At 73.7% G+C, this 25,165-nt stretch carries 25 protein-coding genes; 20 read left to right on the top strand and 5 right to left on the bottom strand.

Going from position 1 to position 25,165, the window contains the following annotated elements:
• Window positions 1-15 precede the first annotated feature (15 nt).
• A complete protein-coding gene (locus RBH18_RS03465; RefSeq protein WP_306204399.1) occupies window positions 16-1,830 on the top strand; it encodes an ABC transporter ATP-binding protein in 1,815 nt (604 codons plus the stop codon).
• Window positions 1,831-1,834: 4 nt separating this feature from the next.
• Here the strand turns inward: RBH18_RS03465 and RBH18_RS03460 are convergent, their stop codons facing one another.
• Entirely contained in the window at window positions 1,835-2,374 is a 540-nt protein-coding gene (locus RBH18_RS03460) for a TetR/AcrR family transcriptional regulator (protein ID WP_306204398.1), read from the bottom strand.
• Between the two features lie 91 nt (window positions 2,375-2,465).
• Here RBH18_RS03460 and RBH18_RS03455 point away from each other — a divergent pair, with 91 nt between their 5' ends.
• The 3 genes from RBH18_RS03455 to RBH18_RS03445 are packed head-to-tail and all read left to right on the top strand — an operon-like array spanning window position 2,466 to window position 5,872.
• Window positions 2,466-3,872, top strand: coding sequence for an MFS transporter (locus tag RBH18_RS03455; protein WP_306204397.1), 1,407 nt, complete (start codon window positions 2,466-2,468; stop codon window positions 3,870-3,872).
• A 30-nt stretch (window positions 3,873-3,902) separates the two neighbouring features.
• Window positions 3,903-4,475: a TetR family transcriptional regulator gene (locus tag RBH18_RS03450; protein WP_306204396.1), complete on the top strand. Its 573-nt coding sequence runs from the start codon at window positions 3,903-3,905 to the stop codon at window positions 4,473-4,475.
• A gap of 29 nt (window positions 4,476-4,504) precedes the next feature.
• Complete coding sequence (locus RBH18_RS03445) at window positions 4,505-5,872, top strand: KGGVGR-motif variant AAA ATPase (protein ID WP_306204395.1); 1,368 nt, start codon at window positions 4,505-4,507, stop codon at window positions 5,870-5,872.
• Between the two features lie 242 nt (window positions 5,873-6,114).
• Here the strand turns inward: RBH18_RS03445 and RBH18_RS03440 are convergent, their stop codons facing one another.
• Window positions 6,115-7,125 carry an NADPH:quinone reductase gene (locus RBH18_RS03440; RefSeq protein ID WP_306204394.1) on the bottom strand — a complete coding sequence of 337 codons (1,011 nt, stop codon included), beginning with the start codon at window positions 7,123-7,125 and terminating at the stop codon, window positions 6,115-6,117.
• A 20-nt stretch (window positions 7,126-7,145) separates the two neighbouring features.
• Window positions 7,146-8,030, bottom strand: a complete 885-nt coding sequence (folP, locus tag RBH18_RS03435) for a dihydropteroate synthase (RefSeq protein ID WP_306204393.1) — start codon at window positions 8,028-8,030, stop codon at window positions 7,146-7,148.
• Between the two features lie 237 nt (window positions 8,031-8,267).
• On the opposite strand from folP, the gene RBH18_RS03430 reads away from it, so the two are divergent.
• From RBH18_RS03430 to RBH18_RS03415, 4 genes are all read left to right on the top strand, one after another.
• Window positions 8,268-9,872: an ABC transporter transmembrane domain-containing protein gene (locus RBH18_RS03430; protein ID WP_306204453.1), complete on the top strand. Its 1,605-nt coding sequence runs from the start codon at window positions 8,268-8,270 to the stop codon at window positions 9,870-9,872.
• Complete coding sequence (locus RBH18_RS03425; protein WP_306204392.1) at window positions 9,869-11,602, top strand: ABC transporter ATP-binding protein; 1,734 nt, start codon at window positions 9,869-9,871, stop codon at window positions 11,600-11,602. Before RBH18_RS03430 ends, RBH18_RS03425 begins: the two co-directional genes overlap by 4 nt.
• Before the next feature lie 75 nt (window positions 11,603-11,677).
• Window positions 11,678-13,114: a sulfatase family protein gene (locus tag RBH18_RS03420; protein WP_306204391.1), complete on the top strand. Its 1,437-nt coding sequence runs from the start codon at window positions 11,678-11,680 to the stop codon at window positions 13,112-13,114.
• Between the two features lie 230 nt (window positions 13,115-13,344).
• The gene (locus RBH18_RS03415; protein WP_306204390.1) at window positions 13,345-13,743 is read left to right on the top strand and encodes a hypothetical protein; all 399 of its coding nucleotides are present in this window, start codon (window positions 13,345-13,347) and stop codon (window positions 13,741-13,743) included.
• Window positions 13,744-13,828: 85 nt separating this feature from the next.
• On the opposite strand, the gene RBH18_RS03410 is transcribed toward RBH18_RS03415, so the two are convergent.
• Entirely contained in the window at window positions 13,829-14,221 is a 393-nt protein-coding gene (locus tag RBH18_RS03410; RefSeq protein WP_306204389.1) for a PLD nuclease N-terminal domain-containing protein, read from the bottom strand.
• Here RBH18_RS03410 and RBH18_RS03405 point away from each other — a divergent pair.
• Complete coding sequence (locus RBH18_RS03405; RefSeq protein WP_306204388.1) at window positions 14,220-14,558, top strand: hypothetical protein; 339 nt, start codon at window positions 14,220-14,222, stop codon at window positions 14,556-14,558. The two genes, RBH18_RS03410 and RBH18_RS03405, sit on opposite strands and share 2 nt — an antisense overlap.
• Here RBH18_RS03405 and RBH18_RS03400 read toward each other — a convergent pair.
• Window positions 14,527-15,981 (bottom strand): FUSC family protein, encoded by a 1,455-nt coding sequence (locus RBH18_RS03400; RefSeq protein WP_306204387.1) that lies wholly within the window; start codon window positions 15,979-15,981, stop codon window positions 14,527-14,529. The two genes, RBH18_RS03405 and RBH18_RS03400, sit on opposite strands and share 32 nt — an antisense overlap.
• A 79-nt stretch (window positions 15,982-16,060) precedes the next feature.
• Between RBH18_RS03400 and RBH18_RS03395 the strand changes: the two genes are divergently transcribed.
• The 11 genes from RBH18_RS03395 (at window position 16,061) to RBH18_RS03345 (ending at window position 25,165) form a co-directional block, all read left to right on the top strand.
• Window positions 16,061-16,555, top strand: coding sequence for a MarR family winged helix-turn-helix transcriptional regulator (locus tag RBH18_RS03395; RefSeq protein ID WP_306204386.1), 495 nt, complete (start codon window positions 16,061-16,063; stop codon window positions 16,553-16,555).
• A 2-nt stretch (window positions 16,556-16,557) separates the two neighbouring features.
• Window positions 16,558-17,889 (top strand): alpha-amylase family glycosyl hydrolase, encoded by a 1,332-nt coding sequence (locus tag RBH18_RS03390; RefSeq protein ID WP_306204385.1) that lies wholly within the window; start codon window positions 16,558-16,560, stop codon window positions 17,887-17,889.
• A 206-nt stretch (window positions 17,890-18,095) separates the two neighbouring features.
• Window positions 18,096-18,944 (top strand): response regulator transcription factor, encoded by an 849-nt coding sequence (locus RBH18_RS03385; RefSeq protein WP_306204383.1) that lies wholly within the window; start codon window positions 18,096-18,098, stop codon window positions 18,942-18,944.
• Entirely contained in the window at window positions 18,941-19,576 is a 636-nt protein-coding gene (locus RBH18_RS03380) for a sensor histidine kinase (protein ID WP_306204382.1), read from the top strand. Before RBH18_RS03385 ends, RBH18_RS03380 begins: the two co-directional genes overlap by 4 nt.
• A gap of 163 nt (window positions 19,577-19,739) precedes the next feature.
• Complete coding sequence (locus RBH18_RS03375) at window positions 19,740-20,003, top strand: phosphopantetheine-binding protein (protein WP_306204381.1); 264 nt, start codon at window positions 19,740-19,742, stop codon at window positions 20,001-20,003.
• Window positions 20,000-20,761 (top strand): SDR family NAD(P)-dependent oxidoreductase, encoded by a 762-nt coding sequence (locus tag RBH18_RS03370; RefSeq protein WP_306204380.1) that lies wholly within the window; start codon window positions 20,000-20,002, stop codon window positions 20,759-20,761. Before RBH18_RS03375 ends, RBH18_RS03370 begins: the two co-directional genes overlap by 4 nt.
• Complete coding sequence (locus RBH18_RS03365) at window positions 20,758-21,213, top strand: MaoC family dehydratase (protein WP_306204379.1); 456 nt, start codon at window positions 20,758-20,760, stop codon at window positions 21,211-21,213. Before RBH18_RS03370 ends, RBH18_RS03365 begins: the two co-directional genes overlap by 4 nt.
• A complete protein-coding gene (locus RBH18_RS03360) occupies window positions 21,210-22,016 on the top strand; it encodes an SDR family NAD(P)-dependent oxidoreductase (protein ID WP_306204378.1) in 807 nt (268 codons plus the stop codon). Before RBH18_RS03365 ends, RBH18_RS03360 begins: the two co-directional genes overlap by 4 nt.
• Window positions 22,009-23,217 carry a beta-ketoacyl synthase N-terminal-like domain-containing protein gene (locus RBH18_RS03355; protein ID WP_306204377.1) on the top strand — a complete coding sequence of 403 codons (1,209 nt, stop codon included), beginning with the start codon at window positions 22,009-22,011 and terminating at the stop codon, window positions 23,215-23,217. Before RBH18_RS03360 ends, RBH18_RS03355 begins: the two co-directional genes overlap by 8 nt.
• A complete protein-coding gene (locus RBH18_RS03350; RefSeq protein ID WP_306204376.1) occupies window positions 23,214-24,515 on the top strand; it encodes a beta-ketoacyl-[acyl-carrier-protein] synthase family protein in 1,302 nt (433 codons plus the stop codon). The genes RBH18_RS03355 and RBH18_RS03350 overlap by 4 nt, the downstream gene beginning before the upstream one ends.
• Window positions 24,512-25,165: an alpha/beta hydrolase gene (locus RBH18_RS03345; protein ID WP_306204375.1), complete on the top strand. Its 654-nt coding sequence runs from the start codon at window positions 24,512-24,514 to the stop codon at window positions 25,163-25,165. Before RBH18_RS03350 ends, RBH18_RS03345 begins: the two co-directional genes overlap by 4 nt.

The following is a 25,165-nucleotide window of genomic DNA, read 5'->3' as shown; positions in this document are numbered from 1 at the left end:
CGGAGGGCATCCTTGTTGTTCCGACTTCTCGAGCGGGCGGACGACCCGTTCTCGGACCCTGATCTCAGCACGCCCCCGGCCGGGGTGCGTGCGTTCCTGCTCCACGAGCTGCGCCCGCTGCGGCGGGTGATCGCGGCCGGCCTGATTCTCACGGTGCTCGGGCAGGCCGTCGAGGTGTGGCTCATCGGGTACGCGGGCCGCCTGGTCGACACGCTCGCGTCCACCGTCCCGGGCCGGTTGTGGGCCGAGCACGGCGCCGGGCTCGTGGTGGCCGCCGGGCTGATCCTGGTCGTGCGGCCCCTGCTCGGATTGCTGAACGAGGGCGTCGACGACATCGGCTACCGGCCGAATGCTCAGGCCCGGCTGCTGTGGCGCCTGCATCGGCACGTGTCGCGCCAGTCGGTGGGGTGGTTCCGGCGCAGGCTGGCCGGGACTGTGGCCACGGACGTGCGGGAGGGGGCCGCGGCGGCGACCGATGCCGTCTACAGCGTCATGCACACCGTGGCGGCCGTCACCGCGTACATCGTGGGGTCGGTCGTGCTGCTCGGCGCGACCGATCCTCGCCTGATCCTGCCGCTGCTGGGGTGGATTGGGCTCTATGCGGGACTGATGGCGTACGTGATCCCGCGCTACCGCGACGCCTCGGACCGGCTGCAGCTCCGGAACGCGGCGGTCACCGGGCTGCTCGTGGACTCCTACGCCAACAGTGACACCCTCGCCCTCTTCGCCGACCGGGCCGGGGAGGACGAGCACGCGCGCCGGGTGCTGGCGGCGGCGCGGTGGGCCCGGTGCGACGTGCAGCGGGTCGAGGTGACCATCAACTCCGGGATGCTCTTCCTCAGCGGGGTGCTGCTGGTCAGCCTAGCGGGGTGGGGCATCGCGCTGTGGCAGACGGGCGCCGCGCCGCTCGGGCTCGTGGCGGCGGCCCTGGCGCTCAGCTTCCGGATCACCGGCATGGCGGAGTGGCTGATCGACGGCGTGTCCGGACTGTTCGGCTCGGTGGGGACGTTGCGGCGCTCCCTGCGTACCGTGGCGCAGCCGTGGCTGGTCGCCGACGCGCCCGGCGCCCGGGCACTCAGCGTGCGCGGCGGCGGGATCCGGTTCGACGGGGTCTCGCACCACTACGGCCGGGCGGGCGGCGGCGGCCTCGACGGGGTGAGCCTGACCGTGGCGCCGGGCGAGCGCGTCGGGCTCGTCGGGCGCTCCGGGGCCGGGAAGTCCACGCTGGTCGGCCTGCTGCTGCGCTTCCACGACGCGGAGGCGGGCTCGATCACGATCGACGGGCAGGACGTCCGCGGCGTCACCCAGGAGAGCCTGCGCCGGCAGATCGCGGTGGTCACGCAGGACACCATGCTGCTGGCCCGGTCGGTACGCGACAACATCGCCGGCGCGGCGCTCAACGGCTCGGTGCGCACCGCCGCCCGGCGCGCTGCGGCCGACGGCTTCATCGCGGGGCTGCGGGACACCGACGGCAACACGGGGTACGACGCCCAGGTCGGCGAGCGCGGCGTGACGCTCTCGGGCGGCCAGCGGCAGCGGGTCGCGCTCGCGCGGGCGTTCCACAAGGATGCGCCCATCCTGGTGCTGGACGAGGCCACGTCGGCGCTCGACTCCGAGGTGGAGGCCGCGGTGCACGAGACGCTGGACGAGGTGCTGAGCGGGCGTACGGTGATCGCGATCGCCCATCGCCTGTCCACGATCGCCCGGATGGACCGCATCGTCGTGCTCGACGCGGGGCGGGTCGCCGAGGAGGGCACGCACGCCGAGCTGCTCGCCCGCGACGGCTTGTACGCGGCGTTGTGGGCGCGGCAGTCGGGGGGCTTCCTCTGACCGGCTAACGGAACGTGTCGATGAGGTCGGCGGACCAGCCTTCCGGGGGTACGGCTCCGGGGCCGATGACGTTCATCGCGCCCAGCACGGTGAGGAGCATGCCCGTGGCCATGAACTCGCCGGCCTCCTCGACGCTCGCCCCGGTCAGCTCGCGCACGGACGTGTAGATGCGGCCGAACAGCTCGCGCACGACCGGGCCGAGCGCCGGGTCGGAGCCCGTCGTGAAGCCGTGCAGCAGGATGACGATGACCTCGCGCTCGCCGAGCAGGGCGGCGTAGGCCTCGCCCAGGGCCTTGAGCGTCGGATCCTCGTCGGCCACGGCCCGGAAGTGCTGCTCGACCCGGCCGCACGCGTGCTGCAGGGCGGCGACGAAGAGGTTCTGCTTGCCGCCGAAGAGCCTGATCACGTACGGCTGGGAGACGCCGGCGAGCCGGGCCACCTGGTCGGTCGTCGTGCCCTTGTAGCCGCCCTCGGCGAAGGCGGTGACGGCGGCGCGGACGACCTGGTCGTAGCGTTCCTCGGCGGTGAGGCGTGACCTGGTCATGGTGCCAGGTTATCAGCCGATGACTTGCTTAAGTAATCAGCCGATGCTTAACTCTGGTTATCAGCGAATAACAACTTCGTCGGGGGTTACGATGTCCGTCCTCGAGACGCCTGTCCCGCAGCAAGAGCACCGCCGCCGCGCCGCCCCTCTGGCCGCCGTGATCGCCGCCGTCGGCATCCCGACGTTCATGGTCACGCTGGACAACCTGGTCGTGACGACCGCGCTGCCCGTCATCCGGTCCGAGTTCGGGGCCTCACTGACCGACCTCCAGTGGTTCGTCAACGCGTACACGCTGCCCTTCGCCGCCTTCCTCCTCACCTTCGCCGCCCTCGGCGACCGCCTCGGCCGCCGCCGCATGTACCTGGGCGGCATCGTCGTCTTCACCCTCGCCTCCGCCGCCGCGGCCCTCGCCACGGAGCCGTGGATGCTCACCGCCGCCCGCGCCGTCCAGGGCCTCGGCGGCGCCGCCGTCGCACCGCTGTCCCTCACGCTGCTGTCGCAGGCCGTCCCCGACAGGATGCGCAACGCAGCGGTCGGCATCTGGGGCGGCATCAGCGGCCTCGGCGTCGCCGTCGGCCCGGTGGTCGGCGGCGCGGTCGTCGAGGGCCTGCACTGGTCCTTCATCTTCTGGATCAATGTCCCGGTCGGCGTCGCCGCGGTCGTCCTCGCCTTCACGGTCCTGCGCGAGTCCCACGGCGGGGCCCGCCGCCTCGACCCGCTCGGCCTGGTCCTCTCCGCCGCCGGCATGCTGCTGCTCGTCTGGGGTGTCGTGGACGGCCCCGACCGCGGCTGGACCTCCGCCCGCATCCTGTCGATGCTGATCGGCGGCGCGGTCCTGCTGCTCGCCTTCGTCGCCTGGCAGCGCTTCTTCCGCGACCCGATGCTGCCGCTCGGCCTCTTCCGCTCGCGCGGCTTCAGCCTCGTCAGCCTGGTCACCCTGACCTTCTCGGCGGGCGCGTTCGGCGCGGTCTTCCTGCTCGCCCAGTTCTTCCAGGTGGTCCAGGGCCTCAGCCCGCTCGACGCCGGCCTGCGCACCCTGCCCTGGACGGCCGCCCCGATGATCGTCGCCCCGCTCGCCGGCCTGGTCGCGAGCCGCGTGGGCCTGCGCACCCTGATCGTCGCCGGCCAGCTCTTCCTCGCCGCGGGCGTCGCCTGGATCGGCCTCGCCACGACCACCACCGTCCAGTACGGCGACCTGGTCACCGCCTTCGCCCTGGCGGGCATCGGCATGGGCCTGACCTTCGCCCCGATCAGCACCATGGCCCTGGCCAGCGTCACCCCCGAGCGCCGCGGCGTGGCCTCCGGCGCCAACAACACCATCCGCGAACTGGGCGTGGCCGCCGGCGTCGCGGTCCTGGCCAGCATCTTCGCCGAGCACGGCGGCTACACCACCCAGCAGTCCTTCGTGGACGGCCTCCGCCCCGCCGTCCTGGTCGGCGCCGCCATCATCGCGGTGGGCGCCGTGATCGCCTGCTTCCTCCCCAACCGCCGCGACTGACCCCTACCCCGGCCGCTCTACCTTGAAGAAATGAGCGACGAGCTGCGCCAGTCCGTCGTCCGGGCCACGATCCCGCTGCTGGGTGAGTACGAGACACTCACCACGGCACGGATCGCCCGGGCGGCGGACATCGCCGAATCCGACCTCCTGGCCCACTTCGCCGACAAGGAAGCAGTCGTGCAGGCCTGCGCCGCCTGGCTGACCGGAACCGTACGCGAAGCCATGAACCCCGCCCCGGAGATCCAGCGGCTGATCGCGATCCCGCCCGGCCGCCCGCTCGACGCCCGCCTCGTCGCGGTGATCGACATCCTCGACGACTACCAGCGCCGCGTCCGCGCCGAGCTGGACGAAATCCTCACCGGCCCGGCGGCACCCGAGGTCACCGGGAGGCGGCCGGCCATCCCCGACGGCGAGCTCCGCCAAGCGGTCGCCACGGTGCTGGAGCCGGACGAGCAGCACCTGCGCCTGCCCGCCGGCGTCCTCGCGGAGGCGTTCGTGGGCATGGCGTACGGCGGAATGCGCCCCGTCGACCCGCAAGCCCCGCCGATCCCCGCCACGCAGCTCGTCGACCTCTTCCTGCACGGCGCCCTGCGGACCCGGTGACCAGGGTCGCCGCCTGTCATCATGAGGTGATGGCAGGACGGATCATCACGTTCTACTCCTACCGTGGCGGCGTCGGGCGCACCATGGCCTTGGTGAATACGGCCTGGTTGCTGGCCGGGGCCGGCTATCGAGTCCTTGTCATGGACTGGGATCTCGAAGCGCCGAGCCTGCACAATCACCTCCATCCCTTTCTGCGCGACAGCAACTTGCGCCGCACGACGGGCCTGCTCGACCTGATCCTCGGATCGGCTACCGGGCCCACGCCGCTCTGGACGTCGGCGGTCGCCATCGACTGGGAATTCCCGGAAGGGGGCATCATCGATCTCGTGCCTGCCGGCTTGCAGGATGCCGGTTATGCCCAGAGCGCCAGCGAGATGGATTGGGACGCACTGTGGCAGAGCGAACGCGGTCGCGGTTTCCTGGACGACCTCCGCACCCAGATGGTTGATCACTACGACTTCGCGCTGCTCGACTCCGCTACCGGAACAGCGGCTGCCGCGGGCATCGCCACGATTCACATGCCAGATGCCGTCATCATTCTGTTTGGACTCAGCCGCGGGGGCATCACCGGCACGGCGGCTGTGGCGAACTCCATCCGCCGTCAGGAGCCCGGCATCAGCATCTTTCCCGTGCCGGCGATGCTCAGCGCGGACCGGGCCGACGCGGTGAGCGTAAACCCCGAGGGCCCTGTCCGGCGGATGCTCGACGGTGTGCTGACGGGCACGGGTGTGCCGGACGTTGCGGATTACTGGCGATCGATGGCCGTTCCGTACGACCCGGAGTATGCCTACGGCGAGGTACTGGCTTCCTTCGTGGAGCCCAAGGTCCGACCGGGGTCGGTGCTCGCCGCGTACAGCCGGCTTGCCGAGGCGATCGCAGGTCATCCGGTGCCGATGGCCGCCGTCGACGACGCCGCGCGGACCAAGGTGCTGGCCGAGTTCCGGGCCTTCTCGGCGGGTACTCAACCGCGCAGCCGCGTGTTTCTGTCCTACATCCGTGACGACGCAGTCCCGGTAGACCGGATCGCGGCCGAGTTGAGGCGCGTCGGCGTCGATGTGTGGATGGACCGCACCCATCTTCGTCCCGGGCAACGGTGGGCGGACGTCATCAGGAACGAGATTTCCGAGCGCGACTTCTTCATCGCGTGTTTCTCGACGTCGTACACGAATCGGTCGAGTACCTACATGAACGAGGAACTGCAGCAGGCTATCGAGCAGATCCGGCGCCGGCCACGAGAGCTCAGCTGGTTCATTCCCGCGAAGCTGGACGACTGCACCGTGCCCGCCGTCCCGGTCGGCGGAGGCGACACCCTGCGCGACTTCCAGAGTGTCGACTTCGCCGCGGACTGGGAGGGAGCTCTCGAAGCGCTGACTCTGGTGCTGATCAACGCCAGGTGACGAGCGGCCGCTCGGCGGGTAGCGGAACCGGCGGCCAGCAGCGGCACCCGGCGGCCAGCAGCGGCACCCGGCGGGCAACGGCACCGGCGGGCAGCAGCGGACCCGGCGGGCAGCGTCGCGTGGCGACGGCGGAACCCGGTGGCAGCGGAACCCGGTGGCGGCGGGACTGGGTGGCGGCGGGACCCGGCTGCAGCGCGTGGCGGCTCGCCGGGGCAGCGGCGGCAGGGGGAGCGTGTGGCGGGCTAGGGCTGGGTGACCTCGATGACGACCTTGCCGACGGCGTGGTTCTCGACGGCTTCGTGGGCCTCGGCGATGCGGTCGAGGGGGAAGCGGAGGATCGGCAGGCCCGCCTCCGGGCCGCTGCGGAAGGCGCCGGCGTTGACTGCTTCGGCGACGGCGGCCACGGCGGCGTCCTTCGCGGCGGCCGGGGTCGTGTAGGTCAGGACGAAGTGGATGCCGACGTTCTTGAGCATGGCCTTGAAGGCGGGGGCCTTGATCTCGCCGGGGGCGTAGAGGGCGATCGTGCCGTGCGGGGCGATGAGGTCGAAGTCCTGGCGGAGGTTGTCGTTGGCGACCTCGACGATCAGGTCCGGCGCCTGGGCGTGTTCGCGGACGCGGGCGGCGACGTCCTCCTCGCGGTAGTTGATGACCACGTCGGCGCCGGCGGCGGTGGCGAGGGCGGCCTTCTCCTTGGAGGAGACGGTGGTGAGGACCGTGGCGCCGGCCCACTTGGCCAGCTGGATCGCCGCGTTGCCGACGGCGCCCGCGCCGCCGGTGACCAGGACGGTGCGGCCGGCCAGGGCGCCGGGAGCCAGCCGGGCCGGGCCGTCGGCGGCCAGGGTGAGGCACCGGTGGGCGGTGAGCGCGGGGATGCCCAGGGCGGCGCCGGTCTCGTACGACACGGTGCCGCTCATGCGCACGACCTGGCGCCGGGGCAGCACGACCAGCTCCTGCGCGGTCCCGTCGGCCCGGCCGTAGGCGGCGTCCCACACCCACACCCGGTCGCCCGGGGCGAGGCCGGACACCCCCTCGCCGATCGCGTCGACGATGCCGGATCCGTCCTGGTTGGGGACGCGGGGCGGGGTCACGCCGTCGGGCACTCCCCGGCCGGCGCGGGTGCCCGTGTCGGTGGGGTTGACGGCGGACAGGACGATCCGGACGCGCACCTCGCCGGGCCCGGCGGGCGGCACCTCCCGGTCGGTGATGCTCAGCACGGACGCGGGACCCGGGGAGGTGAACACAGCAGCACGCATGAGCCCCACACTAGGCCGGTTCACGCCATGTTGTGGCGGGCGTAGGCGGGAGGCCGCCAGCCGAGCATCGCCTCGGTCATGCGGACCGCGTCCACGGTGGCGCGGACGTCGTGGACGCGGACGATGCGGGCGCCGTTGAGCACGCAGAAGACCACGGCGGCCAGGGTGCCGGCGAGCCGTTCGTGCTGCGGGGCGTCGAGGGTCTCGCCGATGAAGTCCTTGTTGCTCACGGCGGCCAGCAGGGGGTGGCCGATGTCGGCGATCTCGCGCAGGCGGCGGGTCAGCTCCAGCGTGTGGAACGTGTTCTTGTTGAGGTCGTGACCGGGATCGATCACGATCTGCTCCGGGCGTACGCCATGGTCGAGCGCGACCGCCACGCGCGCGCGCAGGAACGTCACGATCTCGGCCGTCACGTCGGCGTAGGACGGGGCCGGGTAGGGCGTCCGCGGCGGGGCGAGGCTGTGCGTGATCACGAGCGTGGCGTCGGTGCCGGCGACCGCGGCGGCCAGGCCGACGTCGCGCAGGCCGGACGTGTCGTTGACCACCCCGGCGCCGGCCTCGATCGCGGCACGGGCGACCTCCGGACGGTACGTGTCCACGGACACCACGGCGAGATCGCGGGCCGCCTCGACGACGGGCAGGACGCGGTCGAGCTCCTCGGCGACGGAGACCGGCTCGCCCGGGGCGAACGGCACGCCGCCGATGTCGATCCAGTCGGCGCCCGCCTTGGCCGCGGCGCGCACCGCGTCGATCGCCTTCTCCAGCCCGTACGTCCGGCCGCGGTCGTGGAACGAGTCGGGCGTGCGGTTGACGATGGCCATCACGGCGACGCGGCGGGCGAAGTCGAACGACCGGCCGCCGATGATCCGGTCCGCGCCGATCAGCGGCGGCTCGTAGTGACTCACGCGGTGAGCGTATACGGGGTGTGGCGAAGGGCGGCCGGGCGTCGCCGTCGGCACAGGCCCCTCGGGTCGCGGCGGGCGGCGAACACGCCCGGCGACGGGATGGTTGCAAACGGGGCTTCCGGTGGATGATCGCGGGGTCATAGGGTGCAACGTGTGACGGATTCGGGACTCGCGGTGTCTGCCCTGCGAGGTCCGGCCCGGTACCTGTGGTGGCTCGTGCGGTGCCAGAAACCCCGGATCGCCCTGGGCGCCCTGGTCGGGTCGGCGTGGATGGCCGGGCTCACGCTTCCGCCGTACCTGCTGTCGCAGGCCGTGGACAACGGCCTGCAGCGGCGCGACCTGCCGGCGCTGACCGCGTGGGTGGCCGTGCTGTTCGCCGTGGGCGTGGCCAACGCCGTGCTGGCCATCCTGCGGCACCGGACCATGACGCTGATCCGGCTCGACGCCGCCTACCGGACCGTCCGCGCGGTCGTCGCGCACGCCACCCGCCTCGGCGCGGCCCTGCCCCGGCGCGCCGGCACGGGCGAGGTGGTCACCGTGGGCATGGCCGACGCGTGGGTGCTGGCGCAGGCGCTGACCGCGACCGGCCCGGGCCTCGGGGCCGTCGTCGCGTACGCGATCGCCGCCGTCCTGCTCTTCGGGATCTCCCCGCTCCTCGCCGTCGTCGTGCTCGCGGGCGTGCCGGTCCTCGCGGCGGTCGTCGGCCCGATGCTGCGCCGGCTCCAGCGGGCCGGAACCAGCTACCGCGAGCAGCAGGGCGTCCTCGCCGAGCGCCTGCTCGACATCGTCGGCGGCCTGCGGGTGCTCAACGGGCTGGGCGGCAAGGAGCTGTTCGCGCGCCGCTACCGGGCGGAGTCCGGCAGGCTGCGCCGCGAGGGCTACCGGGTGGGCGCGGTGACCAGCTGGATCCAGGCGCTCGGCGTGGGGCTGCCCGGCCTGTTCCTGGCGGTGGTCATCTGGCTGGCCGCGCGGATGGCCGCCGACGGGCGGATCACGGCGGGCGAGCTGGTCGCGGTGTGGGGGTACGCGGCGATGCTGGCCGTACCCGTCGCGTTCTTCATCGAGGGCGGCTTCGACATCGGGCACGCGCTGGTCGCCGGGCGGCGCGTCGTGGCGTTCCTCCGGCTGTGCCCGGACCCGCAGGGTGCCGCGCTGCCCGCCGGGCCCGCCGAGCTGTGGGACCCCGAGTCGGGCGTGGTCGTGGCGCCCGGTCTTCTCACCGCGCTGGCCACCGCGCGCACGAGTGACGCCACGGCTGTCGTGGACCGGCTCGGCGGCTACGGGCCCACCACCGCGATGTGGGGGGACGAGCGGATCGACACCCTGGCCGTACGGGATCGGATCGTCGTCGCCGACAACGAGTCCTACCTGTTCGCGGGCGCCCTGGGCGGCGTGGTCGCCGGCCGGCACGAGCCCCGGGAGGCCGCGGTCGAGCGCATGCTGGCCGCGGCGGCGGCCGGCGACATCGTGGCGGGACTGCCCGGCGGCGCGACCGGCCTGCTCGACGACCAGGGGCGCAACCTCTCCGGCGGCCAGCGGCAGCGGATCCGGCTGGCCCGCGCCCTCTACGCCGACCCCGAGGTGCTGCTGGCCCTCGACCCCACGTCCGCCGTGGACGCGCACACCGAGGCGGCGATGGCCGAGGGGCTGCGCCGGGCCCGCGCCGGGCGCACCACGCTGGTGACGACGACCTCGCCGGCACTGCTCGAACGCGCCGACGTGGTGCACTGGCTCGTCGAGGGCCGGGTCGCCGCCGCCGGCCGGCACCGCGACCTGCTCGCCACCCAGCCGGGCTACCGCGCCCTGGTCGACCGGGCCTCGGGCCTGGCGACCGGCTCGTGATCTCCCTCCCCGCCGCCGGGCGTGACCAGGTCCGGCGCGCCGCGCTCGGCCTCGTGTGCCGCGACGGCCGCAGCGTCGCCCTCGTCATCGTCCTCAACGCGCTCGCGGCCTTCGCGGGCCTCGCCGGGCCGTGGCTGCTCGGCGGCATCGTGGACGCCGTCGCCGCCGGGCGCGCCACGGCGTCGGCGGTGGACCGCGCGGCCCTGGCCATCCTGTTGTGCACGATCGCGCAGATCGTGATCGCCCGGACCGCGCTGATCACCGGCTACCGGTTCGGCGAGCGGACGGCGGCCCGGGTGCGCGAGCGCTTCCTGGACCGGGTGCTCGGCTTCCCCGCGGCGGTCGCCGAGCGGGTGCCGGCCGGCGACCTGGCCGTCCGCGGCACGAGCGACGTGAACGCCGTGGCGACGACCCTGCGCGACGCGCTGCCCGAGGTGCTCATCGCGGCCGTGCAAGCGCTGTTCGTCCTCGTGGCGGTGTTCTTCGTGTCCCCGCTGCTGGGCGTGATCGGGGTGCTGGGACTGTCCGGGGCCGCCGTGGCGACGCGCTGGTACCTGCGGCGCGCCCCGGCCGCGTATCTGGCGGAGCAGGCCGCCGGGTCCGCCTTGGCCGACGAGCTGACCGCGACGCTGGCGGGTGCCCGGACCGTCGAGACGCTGAGCCTCGGCGACCGCCGGCTGGCCTCGGGCCGGGCGGCCATCGAGCAGGCCTACCGGGCCCGGCGGCGGACGCTCGCGCTGCGCACAGTGTTCTTCCCGGCGGTCGACGTCTCGTACGTGATCCCGGTCGTCGCCGTGCTCCTCACCGGCGGCATGCTGCACATCCGCGGCGACATGTCGCTGGGCGCGGTGGCCGCGGCCGCCCTCTACCTGCGTCAGCTCGCCGCGCCCCTGGACGCGATCCTCATCTGGCTGGAGCAGGTGCAGAGCAGCGGCGCCTCCTTCGCCCGGCTGGAAGGCCTGGCCGCTCTGCCGCTGGTCGCCCCGCCCGCCCCGGCGCGGCCGCCGGCCGGGGACCGGATCGAGGTGCGCGGCGCCCGGTACGCGTACGACGGCGGGCGTGACGTGCTCCGCGGCGTCGACCTGACCGTGCGCCCGGGGGAGCGGCTGGCCGTCGTCGGACCGTCCGGGGCGGGCAAGTCGACGCTCGGCCGCCTGCTCGCCGGGGTGGACCGGCCGCGCGCCGGGGCCGTCACCGTCGGCGGGGTGCCGATCGCGGACCTGCCGCCCGGCCTCCAGCGCCGGCAGGTGGTGCTGGTGACGCAGGAACACCACGTCTTCCGGGGCACGCTGCGGGACAACCTGATCCTGGCGGCCGAGGCTCCCGACCATCAGCTCTCGCGGGCGCTGGCCGTGGTCGGCGCGGACTGGGTTGCCGAGTTGCCGGCCGGGCTCGACACCGTGCTCGGCGGCGACGGGGTGGTGCTCGACGGCGCCCGCGCGCAGCAACTGTCGCTGGCCCGGGTGGTGCTCGCCGACCCGCACACGCTGGTGCTCGACGAGGCGACCGCGCTGCTCGACCCGGCGCAGGCCCGGGCCACGGAACGGGCGCTCGCGGCGGTGCTCCAGGAACGTACGGTCATCGCGATCGCGCACCGCCTGCAGACCGCCCACGACGCCGACCGGGTCGCCGTGATGGAGGCCGGGCGGCTGGTGGAGCTGGGCACGCACGACGACCTGGTCGCGGCGGGCGGCACCTACTCGGCCCTGTGGCGTACGTGGCACGGCTGACCGGCTTCACCCGGACGGGGGAGGCGCGGCGGCGGGCCGGCGCGGCGGGCGTACCGGAAAGTTAGGGTTTGCGGGGTGTTGCGCCGTGCCCTGACCGCTGCCCTGACCGTCCTGGCGCTCGGGGCGTGCACGGCCGACGCGCCGCCGCCGCCCGCCCGGTCCTTCCCGGCGCGGCCGAACATCGTCTTCGTCCTCACCGACGACCTCACGCCCGACCTGCTGCGCTTCATGCCGCGGGTGCGGGCGCTGATGCGGGCCGGAACCAGCTTCGCCCAGTACACCGTGACCGACTCGCTGTGCTGCCCCTCGCGCGCGTCGATCCTGAGCGGCAAGTATCCGCACAACACCGGCGTCTTCACGAACACCGGCGCCGACGGGGGCATCGGCGCCTTCCGGCGCGGGGCGGACCGCTCGACCTACGCCACCGACCTGCGCGCGGCGGGCTACCGCACGGCCCTGTACGGCAAGTACCTCAACGGCTACACGGTCCGCTCGGGCCACGTCCCGCCCGGCTGGCTGGAATGGGGGGTCGCCGGCCCCGATGGCTACGCCATGACCGATTTCGACCTGCTCGAGAACGGGCGCGCCGTGCACCACGGCGGCTATCTCAACGAGGTGCTGACTGCCAAGACCCAGGATTTCGTACGCCGTGCCGTGGCGGCCCGCCAGCCCTTCCTGGTCCAGTTGTCCACGTTCACGCCGCACCGCCCGTACACGCCGGCGCCCCGGGACGCCCGCCTCTTCCCCGGCCTGACGGCGCCCCGCACGCCCGCCTTCGACCGGCTGCCCACCGCCGCGCCCCGCTGGCTGGCCGGCCGCGCCGCGCTGAGCACGGCATCGATCGCCCGGCTGGACGCCGCCTATCGCAAGCGCGCCCAGTCCGTGGTCTCCGTCGACCGGATGCTGGGCGAGGTGCAGGCCACGCTCGCCGAGCGGGGCGTCGCCGGGAACACGGTGGTCGTCTTCAGCTCCGACAACGGCTACCACCTGGGCGAGCACCGGCTCAACCCGGGCAAGCAGACGGCCTTCGAGACCGACCTCCGCGTGCCACTGATCATGGCCGGCCCCGGCATCCGCGCCGGCGCCACGGTCCGCGCGCCGGCCCTCAACGCCGACCTGCGCCCGACCTTCGCCGCCCTGGCCGGCCTGACCCCGCCCGCCGACGCCGACGGCCGCGACCTGACCCCGCTGCTCAGGGGCGAACGCCCGCCGGCCTGGCGCACGGTCGCCCTGGTCGAGCACCACGGCCCGCCCACCGACCCCACCGACCCGGACCGCCAGACCTGGGCCGCCGGCAACCCGACCACCTACTCGGCCCTCCGCACGCCCCGCTGGACCTACGTCGAGTACGCGGACGGCTTCCTCGAGTACTACAACCGCACGCGGGACCCCCACCAGCTCCGCAACATCGCCGCCGCCCTGCCGCTCGCCCGCCGTGCGGCCCTGCACCGCAAGCTCGCCACCCTCACCGCCTGCCGCGGCCCCGCCGCCTGCCACGCCGCCGACCGCTAGCGGGCAGGCGGCTCCCGCGAACCCTGCTCATCCGCTCGTGTTCGCAGAGGGTTGTCGGCTCCGGCAAGGGGCAGCTTGGCCGGCGCGTCCGCCTCGGACGGAACGCCGGCGAGCCGTCGCAGAACTCGGATCCGTCGTCGCGTGGGAGGATCTTGCTGCTCGTCATCGCCCATGGTGCGAGTCTGCGCCGGCGCGAAACTACTCACCAGGGGTGTCCGTGGGATCGGCACATGTCGTTGCGTTACGTGGGCCGGCTGCCCGAGCTCGAGTGCCAGGCCCAGCTCCGCTTCCCCGCCGGGCGGCCCGTGCACGTGGCCGCCGTGCGGTCCGCCCTGCCGCTCGACCGGGTCGCCTCGGCCTCGGGGCCGGCCAGAGCGGCGACGGCCGACGGGTGCGGCGTGGTCCTCGCCGCGGCGGGGTGCGGCGTGGTCCTCGCCGCGGCGGCGCTCGACCCGGCCCGGCTGCCGCCACGGTGGCTGGCCGGCCGCGCACCGCTGACCGTGGCGGCCAGGGCGCAGCTGGATCTCGCGTACCGCAAGCGCACTATGTCGAATACGCGGACGGCACCGCCGAGTACTACAACCGTCGCCGGGACCCGTACCAGCTCCGCAACATCGCCGGGGCGCTGACGCCGGCCGGTCGCGCCGCCCTGCACCGCAAGCTGGCGACCCTCACCACGTGCCGGGGCCCCGCGGCCTGCCACGCCGCCGACCTTCAGCCCTCCTCCTTGCGGCGCAGTTCCTCCTCGCGGCGGCGCAGGTCGGCCTCCCACTTCTTCATGAGGTCCTCGTCCTCCTTGCGGGAGGCGGCCATGCCGCGCAGGAACTCGGGGTCGTCGTCGGGGCCGCGCGGCGCCGGGCGGTCGCTTTCCGGGAAGCCGCGGCCCGGGCGCCACAGCTCGCCGTTGCTCATGCGGATCGGGCGCGGGGGACGGCCCGCGACGAACCAGGCGATGGCGCCGATCGGGGAGAAGAGCAGGATGAGGAACACCCAGACGGCCCGGGGCAGGGCTCGGATGCCACCCTCGTCGGCGGAGAGGCAGTCGATGAGGGCGACGACCAGCAGTGCCAGGTCGAGCAGCACGAACAAGGAGTAGAAGCGGACCATGGCGGAGATGCTCCCAGAAAGTTCCCAGCTTCGTGGTACCTCTGAACGGACAGTCCGCCGGGCGCGTCCGGCTGATCTGCCCGCCCTGTACGACATCTGCGTCCGCACGGCCGACGCCGGCGCCGATGCCCGGGGCCACTACACCTCGGACGCTCTGATGGGTGACCTCTTCGCCGCGCCCTACGCGATCGTCGAGCCGGACCTCACCTTCGTCCTCGACGACGGCCCCGGCACCGCGGTGGCGGCCCGGAAGTTCTACGACCGGGTCGGCTTCACGGAGCTGACCGTGGCGGACGCGGGCGACATCACGTACCTGGGCCGCTCGACGCAGGTGTGACGGGAGGCAGCGTGGCGGCGTAACTGCGCGCCACTGCCCGGAGCGCGTCGTCGAGGGCCGTCGCCGCGTCGCTAGGCGCCCCTGGCCGGTCGGGCAGGTCGGGAGTCACGCGCGCGGCCATGGCCTCGCGGAGGAGCCGCAACGTGTCCGCCGGCTCGGGGTCGCGGGTGCGCGTACGCACATAGGTGTGCACCGCCCGGGCCAGCGCGCGCATGGCGTCGATGGCGTCGGCCGTGCGCGCTCCCGTGCCCACGGGGCGGGCCAGGATCCGGGCGGCGTGGACCGCCGGGCGCAGGGCGGTGAGGTCGGCGAGGGCCCGGTCGAAGCGGACCAGGTGCACCCTCGAGGCCGGCTCCGCCAGGAGATCGGTGAGCGCGGCGAGGGCGTCGGCGCGGCGGCGGCGCATCACGTCGGTGGTGCGGACCGGCAGGACGACCCAGGCCGCGGCGACGGCGGCCAGCCCGCCGAGCACGATGCCCGCCAGCCGGGTCCGGAGCAGGTCGCTGCTCGGCTGCCCGAAGAAGCCGGTGAGGAAGGCGAGCGCCGCCGTGATGCACGCGGCCCAGTAGGCGTAGCTCCACGGGCGCAGGAAGCAGGCCAGCGCCAGGATGCCGAACAACACGGTCAGCGCGCCGTGGCTGCCGGGCCCGAACACCCCGTCGAAGAGCCAGGTTGCCGCCGCGGTGCCGGCGAGCGCGCCGAGTACGCGCAGCACCCCCTTGTACGCGACGTCGGCGCGCCCGCGGTTGCCGCTGGACACGATGTACGCCGTGAGCACCGGCCACACGTAGTGCGCGGGATACCACTGGCGGCCGATCACGAAGCCGGCGGTCAGGGCCACGGCCAGCTGGAGTGCCATCCGGGTGCTGGCGCGCACCCGGCCCGGGGGCTGCGGCGTGGCCTGCGACCGCAGCTCGCGGACGATGCGGGCGTGCTCGGGGGAGGCTGGTGGCGTGGCGGCGATCCACAGCAGGTCGACCCAGGCGAGCGCGATCAGGCCGGCCAGGGCGGTCCAGGCGATGTGGGACACGCTTGTGGGCTGGGGGACGGGCTGGATGAGCGTCGCGACGAACGGCACGGTGATCGCCGAGCCGGCTCGGGAGAAGCCGGTGCCGAACCGGCGGATCCACACCGCCGCCGTCAGGGCGAGGACAAAGACGGCGTCCCCATAGCCGTGGTGCTCCTGCAGCAAGCCCCCGACCCAGGCCGCGGCGGCCGACGCGGCGGGCACGGCGACCAGGGCGGCCAGCCGGTCGGCGGGCTCGGCGCGCTGCTGCGTGCGGCCGAGCATCAGGGCCAGCGCCGTGGCGAACACCAGCACGTCGAGGCTGAAGTGCGCGGCCGCCAGCACCTCCCGCACCGACCAGAAGGTCAGCAGGGTGGCCGCCATCATGGTCGCGGTCGACCGCAGATTAGTAAGCATCGCGTAACATACTAGCGCCCGTATGAGCGCATAATGAACGGTGCTAACGCTGTAAAAACTAAGTGATAGCATCGTTTTCGTGCAAGATCGAACCCTGTCCGGCGACCCTCCGATCCCCCTGACCGCGGCCCAGGTGCGCCGCGCGGTGACGCGGCTCGCCCGCCGGCTGCGGCCGCACGGGTCGCTCAGCGCCACCAAGATCTCCGTGCTCGGCCACCTCTACCGCCACGGCCCGTCGACCGCGGGGGAGGTGGCGGCCGCCGAGCACCACCAGCCGCAGTCGCTGACCCGGGTTTTCACCGAGCTCGTGACCGAGGGGTTGATCTCGCGCAGCCGGGGGGATGTCGACCGGCGGCAGTCGGTGCTCGAGCTCACCGAGGCCGGGGCGGCGACGCTGCGCGGCGAGGTGGCCGAGCGCGACGAGTGGCTCGCCGCGGCGCTGGGCAAGCTGACGGGCGCCGAGGTGCAGATCGTCCACGTGGCCGCCGCGCTGCTGGAGCGCCTCGCGGAGCACGACGTCGCCGGCCGGTCCGAGGCCGGGCGCGACGACATCCGACACGTCGAAGGAGTGTGACGGTGACCGAGCCTGACTGGGTGCGCCACGCGGTGTGGTGGCAGATCTATCCCCTGGGCTTCACGGGGGCGGTGCCCGCGCCGGGTCCGGCCGCCGCAGCGAACGAGGCGGTGCCCGCGCCGGGTCCGGCCGCCGCGCCGGGCGGGCCGGGCGGGTTGCGCCGCCTGATTCCCTGGCTCGACTATGCGCAGGAGCTCGGGACCAACGGCATCGCGCTCGGGCCGATCTTCGCGTCCGAGACCCACGGGTACGACACCGTGGACTATTTCCGCGTCGACGAGCGGCTCGGGTCGCAGGACGACTTCGCCGCGCTGGTGTCCGAGGCGAAGGGGCGCGGGCTGCGCGTGCTCCTCGACGGGGTGTTCAACCACGTCGGGCGCAGCTTCCCGGCGTTCGAGCGGGCGCTGGCAGGCGGGCCCGAGCGGGCGTGGTTCCACTTCGACGGCGACAAGTACGCCGACTTCGAGGGACACAGCGCCCTGGTGAAGCTCAACCACGCCGAGCCGGCCGTCGCCGACCATGTGACGCGCGTGATGACCCACTGGCTCGAGCGCGGCGCGGACGGGTGGCGGCTCGACGCGGCCTATGCGGTGCCGCGCGAGTTCTGGGCGACGGTCCTGCCCCGGGTCCGCAAGGAGTTCCCTGACGCGTGGTTCGCCGGCGAGGTCATCCACGGCGACTACAAGGCGATCGTCGCGGAGTCCACGCTCGACACCCTCACGCAGTACGAGCTGTGGAAGGCCATCTGGAGCTCGCTCAACGACGGCAACTTCTTCGAGCTGGCGTGGGCGCTCGACCGGCACAACGGCTACCTGGGCGACTTCGTGCCGCTGACCTTCACGGGCAACCACGACGTCACCCGGCTGGCCACGCGGCTGTCCGACGAGCGGCACCTGGCGCACGCCCTCGCCGTCCTCTGCACCGTCGGCGGGACGCCCAGCGTCTACTACGGCGACGAGCAGGCGTTCCGGGGCCTCAAGGAGGACCGGGCCGGCGGCGACGACGCGGTCCGGCCGGCCTTCCCGGCGGCCCCCGGCGACCTCGCGCCCTACGGGTGGCCGGCCTACCGGCTGCACCAGGACCTCATCGGCCTGCGCCGCCGGCACCCGTGGCTGCACACGGCCCGGGTGCGCCCGATCGAGCTGCGCAACGAGCACCTCGTCTACGAGACGACCGGCGACGGCGAGCGCCTCGTCGTCGCCCTCAACGTGGCCGCCGGGCCCGCCAAGGTGGTGGTCCCGGGCGTGCGCCGGGTGCTCGCGGGCACCGGCACCCTCGCGGGCACGGCGATCACCCTTCCTCCGCACGGCTGGGCGATCATCGGCGACAAGTGACCGGGCAGTGACAGTCATGTCTGAAATCTCACAGTGACCGGCGCGGGGACGGCGTCGTTCCCGCGCCCGGCCGATAATTGAAGAGGGTCAATGGTGATCAGGCGCCGTCGCCTGCTCGCCGTCCACCATTTCCCGCTCGTTGACGACGGGCGCCGTCCCCGGTGTGCGGGACGGTCTGCCAGAGCTTTTCACCGGGGGTGGCATCCGTGCGCGTGCTCATCGTGGAAGACACTGCAGAATTGGCCGACGAAATGGCCGCGGGCCTCGCCGAGCACGGTTTCCGGACGGCGACGGTGGGGACGGGCCATGCCGCCCTCGACCGCTATCGCGACGCCGACGTGGTCCTGCTCGACCTGAGCCTGCCCGACCGGGACGGCCACGAGATCTGCCGCATGATCCGGGCCGTCTCGGCGGTGCCGATCATCGTGGTGAGCGGGCGCGCCTCGGAGCACCAGAGCGTCCGGGCGCTGCGCTCCGGCGCCGACGACTACGTGGTGAAGCCGGTGCGGCTGCTCGAACTGGCGGCGCGGGTCGAGGCGGTGACGCGCCGGGTTCCCGCCGCCCGGCCACCCGCTCCGCTCCCGGCGCCTGCCCCGCTGCCTGCGCCTGCTGCGCCGCCCGCGCCCGCCGCGCTGCCCGCGCCTGCTGCGCCACCCGTGGCCGATGCGCCGCAAGCTCCCGCGACGCCGCTCGTGCCCGGCTCTGTGCCGCCGGGCAGCCGGCGGGTCGGGCCCGTGCTGATCGACCGGGTCCGCCGCCGGGTGGTGGTGCAGGGGCGGCGGCGCGAGCTCACCCGCAAGGAGTTCGACCTGCTGATGCTGCTGGCCAGCGAGCCGGGGCGGGTGTTCAGCCGGGCGGCGATCATGGACGCGGTGTGGGGGCACGACGGGGCGGGCGACACCCGGACGCTCGGGGTGCACGTCGCCAACCTGCGCAAGAAGCTGTCCATGCCGGCGCTCGTCGAGACCGTGTGGGGCATCGGCTTCCGGCTCAACGAGGACGCGGGCGTGACGGCCGCGGCCCTGCCCACCATCATCGCCAGCCTCACCCAGTGAGCGACGCCGAGCTGCTCGCCGAGACCGCGCACCAGCTGCGCAATCACCTGCAGCTGCTGGCGCTGCGCCTGGACCGGCTCGGGCGGCACGTGCGGGATCCCGGCGAGCAGGTGTACGCCGCGGCGGTCGCCGACGTGCAGAACCTGCGCGAGACGGTCGAGGCCCTGCTCGGCGATCCCGCTCCGGCGGTGGTGGACGCGGCGGCGGTCGTCCGCGAGCGCATCCGTGGCTTCGGCGACGCCGCGGCGGGCCGGATGCGCGTCGGCCCGCTCGTGGCCGCCCCGGTGCGCATCGCCCCGGGGCGGCTCGAGCAGATCGTCGACGTGCTGGTCGACAACGCGATCCGGCACGCCGACCCGGCCGTCTTCACGGTGTCGGTGCACGCGGAGGGGCGCTCCGCCGCCGTCGAGGTCGCCGACCTGGGCGCCGGTCTGAGCGAGGCCGAGCGCGGGCTGGCGCCGGGGCGGGGCTGGCGGGGCAGCGGCTCGCCGGCCGGGGGCACCGGGCTCGGGCTCACCCTGGCCGCCCGGCTGCTGGCGGAGGCGGGCGGACGGCTCGATCTGGCCGCCGGGGCGCGCGGCGCCGGCCTGAGAGCCGTGGCGCGACTGCCGCTGACCGACCCGCCCGGATGACCGTACACAGGAATTCTTTGCATTTATTTGATGTCCCCTTGGCCACGTCGCGCTTAGCTCATTCTTTGACTTTCCTTTCTTGTTCCGGGGCGCCGCGCCATTCCATCATCAATGGTGTCCGGCGCCGTTCGAGGGGCCGGCGGAAACGGAAAAGGGGACCACCATGACCACGTCCGTCGACGGCACTTTCGACGCCCTGGTGAAGCTCATCCGCGAGGTGAAGCCGGGCATCGGCGAGCGGCCCATCGCGCCGGCCGACCTCGTCACCGACGAGCTGGGGCTCGACTCGCTGGACCTGCTCCAGCTCTCCCGCATGATCCACCGCGACCTGGGCGAGACCTTCGACCTCGACGAGTGGGGCGCCACCGCCGAGCCGGGTCAGCAGTCGGTGCAGTCCATCCTCGACAACCTCGCGGCGAACCGGTGACCCTCTCGTCGCGGGCGGCCGTGGTGACCGGCGGGTCCCGGGGCATCGGCGCGGCGATCTGCCGGCAGCTCGCCGCCGACGGCTTCGCGGTCCACCTGGTGTACCGCGACGCCGACGAGGCGGCCAAGGCGGTCGCCGGCGAGATCGAGGCCGACGGCGGGACGGTGACCACGCACAAGGCGGACGTCGCCGACGAGGCCCAGGTCACCGAGCTCGTGGACGCGGTGACCCGGACCGGTGCCGGCGTCGACGTCCTGGTCAACAACGCCGCGATCATCGACGACAAGTTGCTGGCCACCACCCGGCTGACGCAGTGGGAGCACGTCCTGCGGGTCAATCTCACGGGCCCGTGGCTGATGTCCCGGGCGGTGCTGCCGGTCATGCTCGAGCAGGGCCGGGGCCGCATCATCAACATCTCGTCCAACTCGGCGCGCATCCCCGGGCCCGGCCAGACCGCGTACGCGGCGTCGAAGGGCGGCCTGGAAGCGCTGTCCCGCGGCCTCGCTGTCGAGGTCGGCCGCAAGGGCATCCGGGTCAACGTGGTGGCGCCCGGCCGGGTGCGCACCGACATGACCGGGCCCGTCGCCGGGCAGCTCGGCGACGAGAGCCAGTCCCGCTGGGGCGTGCCGGAGGACATCTCCGCGCTGGTCGGCTTTCTGGCGAGCGAGCAGGCCGACTACATCCAGGGACAGGTCATCACGGCCGACGGCGGCCGGCTGGTGCACCGCCCGCGGGCCGGCCGGGGCGGCAAGTCGTGAAGTACTGGGAGGACCTGCGCTCGGCGCCCGTCCGCCGCTTCGGGCCGCTGACCTTCCCGACGGCCCTGCTCGACCAGCTGCTCGACCTGATGGGGGAGAAGCACCCCGTCCACGACAGCGACTCGTTCGCCGCGCTGACGTCGCGGCGGCAGCGCATCGTGCCGGGCGGGTTCATCCACTCGATCACCTCCGGCTGGACCGTGCGGCACGGCTCACCGGCGGCCGTGGTGGGGATGCGCACCCTGGCCTGGGACTTCGTCCGGCCGCTCTATCCGGACGTGCCCTTCTGGTTCACGACCGAGACCGTCCACAGCACCGAGATCGACGAGCGGCTGGGGCTGGTCGACAGCGTCCGGCGCGTCGTCGACGAGAACGACCGAACGTACGCGATCGGCCGCATGAGTGTCGTCATGCTGCGCCGCGCGACCGTCGCAGCGGAGGGGAAGTCATGAGTCTGCAAGCCGAACCGCTCAAGGGGAAGACCGCGCTGATCACCGGGGGCTCGCGGGGCATCGGGGCGGGCATCACCCGCAAGCTCGCCGCGTGGGGCTGCACGGTGGCGGTGAACTACGTCGACCGGCCCGGCCCGGCCAAGCGGATCGCGGCCGAGCTGGAGGAGCAGGGCACGAAGGTCACGCTGCACCGCGCGGATCTGAGCGAGCCGGCCCAGATCGAGGGCCTGATGCGCGAGATCGGGGAGCAGCACGGCGACCTCAACATCCTGGTGCACAACGCGGGGGCCACGAAGTTCGCGATGCTGGAGAACGCGTCGCTGGAGGACTGGCAATTCGTCCAGGACACGAACTCGCGCTCCACGTGGCTGCTGGCCAAGCACGCGATCCCGCTCATGCGCGAGCGCGAGGGCGCCCGCTACATCACGATCACCAACTCGACCACGACCCGGATCATCCCGCGCGCCGGGCTCTTCTCCGCCGCCAAGGCCGGGATGGAGGCGCTCACCAACTATCTGTCCTACGAGCTCGCGCCCTATGGCATCGTCGCCAACTGCGTGCGGCCGGGTCTGGTGCAGACCGAGGTCTTCAAGGTACGCCCGGATTTCGCGCACGGCGTCAACCACGAGCTGGCCGTGTCGCCGTGGCCGGGCGAGCGGATGACGACGGTCGAGAACAGCGCCGACGTCGTCGCGATGCTCTGCCTCGACGAGGCGAGCTGGATCGCGGGCCAGACGATCACCGTCGACGGCGGCTACCGGCTGTGGGGCGGCGTGGGCAGCACCCGGAGGTCCCGTGCCTGACATCGTCATCACCGGCACCGGACTGATCACGGCCGCCGGCCGGGGCGCCCGGCCCGTGCTGGACCTCATGGACAACGACCGCACCGCCGTGACGGACCGCAGCGGCATCTGGCCCGCCGCGACGATCCGGCTCGCCGAGCAGCCGTGGCCCGAGGGCTCCGCGTGGGCCAACGTCGGGAAGTACGCCAATGCGGCCGCCCACGGTGCGGTCGCCGCGGCGGGGCTCGCCCTCGACCGCGCGGGCCGCTCCGATACCTCGGTGCGCGCCGGGACGGTCATGGCCGTCGGCAGCACCGGCTCGGACGAGCTGGCCGAGGAGATGCCCCGGCTCGCCGCGCTGGCCCGGACCGACCCGCGGCCCCTGGCGCGCATGCTCTACGAGGAGGTTCCTGACTACTCGTACATCCGGGGCATCCCCTCGCAGCTGGGCCAGTTCGTGTCCCTGGCCGCCGGGTTCCGCGGGTCCAACGTGGCCGTCTACGGCGAGGCGGGCGCGGGCGGCATGAGCGCCCTCGCGGTGGCGGTCCGGCTCCTCGAGGCCGGCGAGCTGGACAGGGTCCTCGTCGCCGGCGTGGCGCCGCCGCTGTCGGCCACGGCCACCGTGACGCTGGACCAGGAGGAAGCCGTCGCCCTCGAGGCGCAGCCGGGCGCCGGGCCCTTCGACCTGACCCGGGCCGGGACGCTGCTCGGGCAGGCGGCCGCGGCGGTCGTGCTCGAACGCTCGGAGACCGCGACCGCCCCGCCGCTGGCCCGGGTGCTGGCGGCCGAGACGATCGGCGCCCGGGACCGGGTCGTGGCGGCCCGTGAGGCCGTGGATCTCGCGCTCGCCGCCGGCCCCCGCCGGGCCGATCTGTGGTGGGCCCATGGCGCCGGCACGGTCGGGGCCGACGCCGACGAGTGCCAGGCGGTGCTGCCCGCGGTGCCGGGAGTGCCGGTGACCACGAGCAAGGCGACCATCGGGAACCCGTTCGAGTGCAGCGGCATCGTCGACCTGATCCTGGCCGTCGCCACTTTGCGCCGGGGCGTCGTACCTCCGGTGGGGTTGTTGCAGAAGCTCGACCCGGCCCTCGGCTCGCCCGACGTGGTGCAGGGTGACCCGCGTGCGGTGCCGGGTCTCGGCACCGTGCTGCTCACGACCCTGAGCCACGGCACGGCGGCGCCCACCGCCGGGGCCGCTCTGATCACCCGGGAGGGACTGTGACGACGGACGACGACCGGATCGTGGTCACCGGCATGGGCGTCGTGACGCCGATCGGCGCCTCGGTCGAGAGCTTCTGGCAGGCCAATTTGGACGGCGTCTCCGGCATTCGCCGCGAGGACCGGATGGACCTGGCGGAGCTGCCCTGCGGCTGGGTCGCCGGGCTCATCCCCGAGGAGATCAAGAGGGACGTGCGCGAGCGGTACGGGCGGCCGGGCCGGTCGTGGGGCGACGCGCTCATGCACGCCGCGATCGACCAGGCGGTCGGCGACGCGGGCCTGACCGGCACCTCGGCCCGGCGCGCGGGACTGGTCTGGGCGCGCGTCTGGCCCGGCCCGAGCGGGTCGGAGCCGGCCGACTACGTGACCCACCTGCGCGAGCTCGCCGACCGGTACGAAGCCGTCGGCAACGACCCGGAAGGCGTCGTCTCCCGGCTGCGCGGCAAGCAGCTCCCGCTGGAGGTGGCCGACCTGTCCGCGTTCCCGGCGGAGGTGTCGGAGCGGCTGGGAGTGCCGGTCGTGCCGATGCGGCTCGAGGCGACCTGCGCCGGCGGCCTGCGGGCCATCGCGGAGGCCGCCCGCATGCTGCGGCTGGGCAAGGCGGAGGTGGCGATCGTGTCGGCCAGCGTCTCGCGCAACACCCCGTACGTGCTGTCCCAGTACGCCCAGCTGATGGCCCTGTCCCGCTGGAAGGGCGACCCGGAGCAGTCCTCGATGCCCTTCGACCGGCGCCGCTCCGGCATGGTCATCAACGAGTCCGCCGGTGCCGTCGTGCTCGAGACGGCGGGCCACGCCCGGCGCCGGGGCATGGACGAGGCGCACGTGGTTGTCGGCGGATGGGGTCTCGCGGTCGGCACGGATCACATGACGGCGCCCAACGCGGGAGCGGTCGAGCGGGTCATGCGGACCGCCCTCGCCGAGTCGCGCACCGCGCCGGAGGACATCGGCTCCGTCAACGCGCACGGCACCTCGACCCGGCTCAACGACGTCACCGAGGCGCGCGCCCTGCGCCGGGTCTTCGGGGAACGGCTGGCCACGCTGCCGGTCGCCGCGGTCAAGTCGCTCACCGGGCACGGCTCCGCCGCGTCCGGGGTCGTGGAGACGGTCGCCTCCGCGCTCACCCTCACCCGCGGGGTGGTGCCTCCGGTCGTCACGTGCACCGAGCCCGACCCGGCCTGCGGCGTGGCGACGGCGCTGGAGCCCCGCGAGGTGCCGGCCCGCAAGCTGCTGAAGAACTCGTTCGGCTTCGGCGGCCAGTACGCGTCCATGGTGTTCGAACGACCCGACCGGCCCCGCTCGTGAGCCTGCCGGCCGAGGTCGTCGAGGCCGCCGGGGCCCCGGTCGTCAGCATCGTCTGGCTGCACGGCATCGGTCAGGGCCCCGGGGACCTGATGCCGGTGGCCCGGCGGCTCCGGCTGCCGGAGCAGGGGGTGCGCGGGGTCTTCCCGCGCGCTCCCGGGCAGGTCGGCCCGATGCTCGGCGGCGCCGTGGCCAGCGCCTGGTTCTGGCAGCGCATCCACCGGCTGCACGAGTCCGACCTGACATCCGTCCTGGCCGCCGAGGACGCCCTGCGCGATCTGATCGGCAAGGAAGCCGCCCAGCTCGGCGGCGCCGACCGGGTCGTCCTGGCGGGCTTCTCCCAGGGCGCGGCGATGGCCCTGGTCACGGCCTTGCGGTATCCGGCCCGGCTGCGCGGCCTCGTCCTCTACGCGCCTTATCTGGTGCACACCGATTGGCTGGCGGGCAGCCGTTCGCCCGCCGGCGCCGGGCTGCCGGTCTGGATCGGCCACGGTGCCCGCGACTGGATCGTGCCGGAGGCCAGGGGGAGACGGGTACGCGACGTGCTCACCCGGTGGGGGCACGAGGTGACCTGGCAGCGGTACAGCGGCGGGCACGAGCCGTTCGCCGGCGTGCGGGAAAGTCTGCCCCGGTTCCTCGCCCGCCTCCGATGA

This window comes from Actinoplanes oryzae (assembly GCF_030757795.1).
GTDB lineage: Bacteria > Actinomycetota > Actinomycetes > Mycobacteriales > Micromonosporaceae > Actinoplanes.
This window is presented reverse-complemented; position numbering and strand designations above follow the sequence as displayed.

What these genes read in the sequence shown, in the direction of transcription:
- RBH18_RS03460 (WP_306204398.1), bottom strand. Translation starts at nt 2,374, where the DNA reads ATGACCAGGTCACGCCTCACCGCCGAGGAACGCTACGACCAGGTCGTC.
- RBH18_RS03455 (WP_306204397.1), top strand. Translation starts at nt 2,466, where the DNA reads ATGTCCGTCCTCGAGACGCCTGTCCCGCAGCAAGAGCACCGCCGCCGC.
- RBH18_RS03450 (WP_306204396.1), top strand. Translation starts at nt 3,903, where the DNA reads ATGAGCGACGAGCTGCGCCAGTCCGTCGTCCGGGCCACGATCCCGCTG.
- RBH18_RS03445 (WP_306204395.1), top strand. Translation starts at nt 4,505, where the DNA reads ATGGCAGGACGGATCATCACGTTCTACTCCTACCGTGGCGGCGTCGGG.
- RBH18_RS03440 (WP_306204394.1), bottom strand. Translation starts at nt 7,125, where the DNA reads ATGCGTGCTGCTGTGTTCACCTCCCCGGGTCCCGCGTCCGTGCTGAGC.
- RBH18_RS03415 (WP_306204390.1), top strand. Translation starts at nt 13,345, where the DNA reads ATGTCGTTGCGTTACGTGGGCCGGCTGCCCGAGCTCGAGTGCCAGGCC.
- RBH18_RS03405 (WP_306204388.1), top strand. Translation starts at nt 14,220, where the DNA reads ATGGCGGAGATGCTCCCAGAAAGTTCCCAGCTTCGTGGTACCTCTGAA.
- RBH18_RS03410 (WP_306204389.1), bottom strand. Translation starts at nt 14,221, where the DNA reads ATGGTCCGCTTCTACTCCTTGTTCGTGCTGCTCGACCTGGCACTGCTG.
- RBH18_RS03400 (WP_306204387.1), bottom strand. Translation starts at nt 15,981, where the DNA reads ATGCTTACTAATCTGCGGTCGACCGCGACCATGATGGCGGCCACCCTG.
- RBH18_RS03375 (WP_306204381.1), top strand. Translation starts at nt 19,740, where the DNA reads ATGACCACGTCCGTCGACGGCACTTTCGACGCCCTGGTGAAGCTCATC.
- RBH18_RS03360 (WP_306204378.1), top strand. Translation starts at nt 21,210, where the DNA reads ATGAGTCTGCAAGCCGAACCGCTCAAGGGGAAGACCGCGCTGATCACC.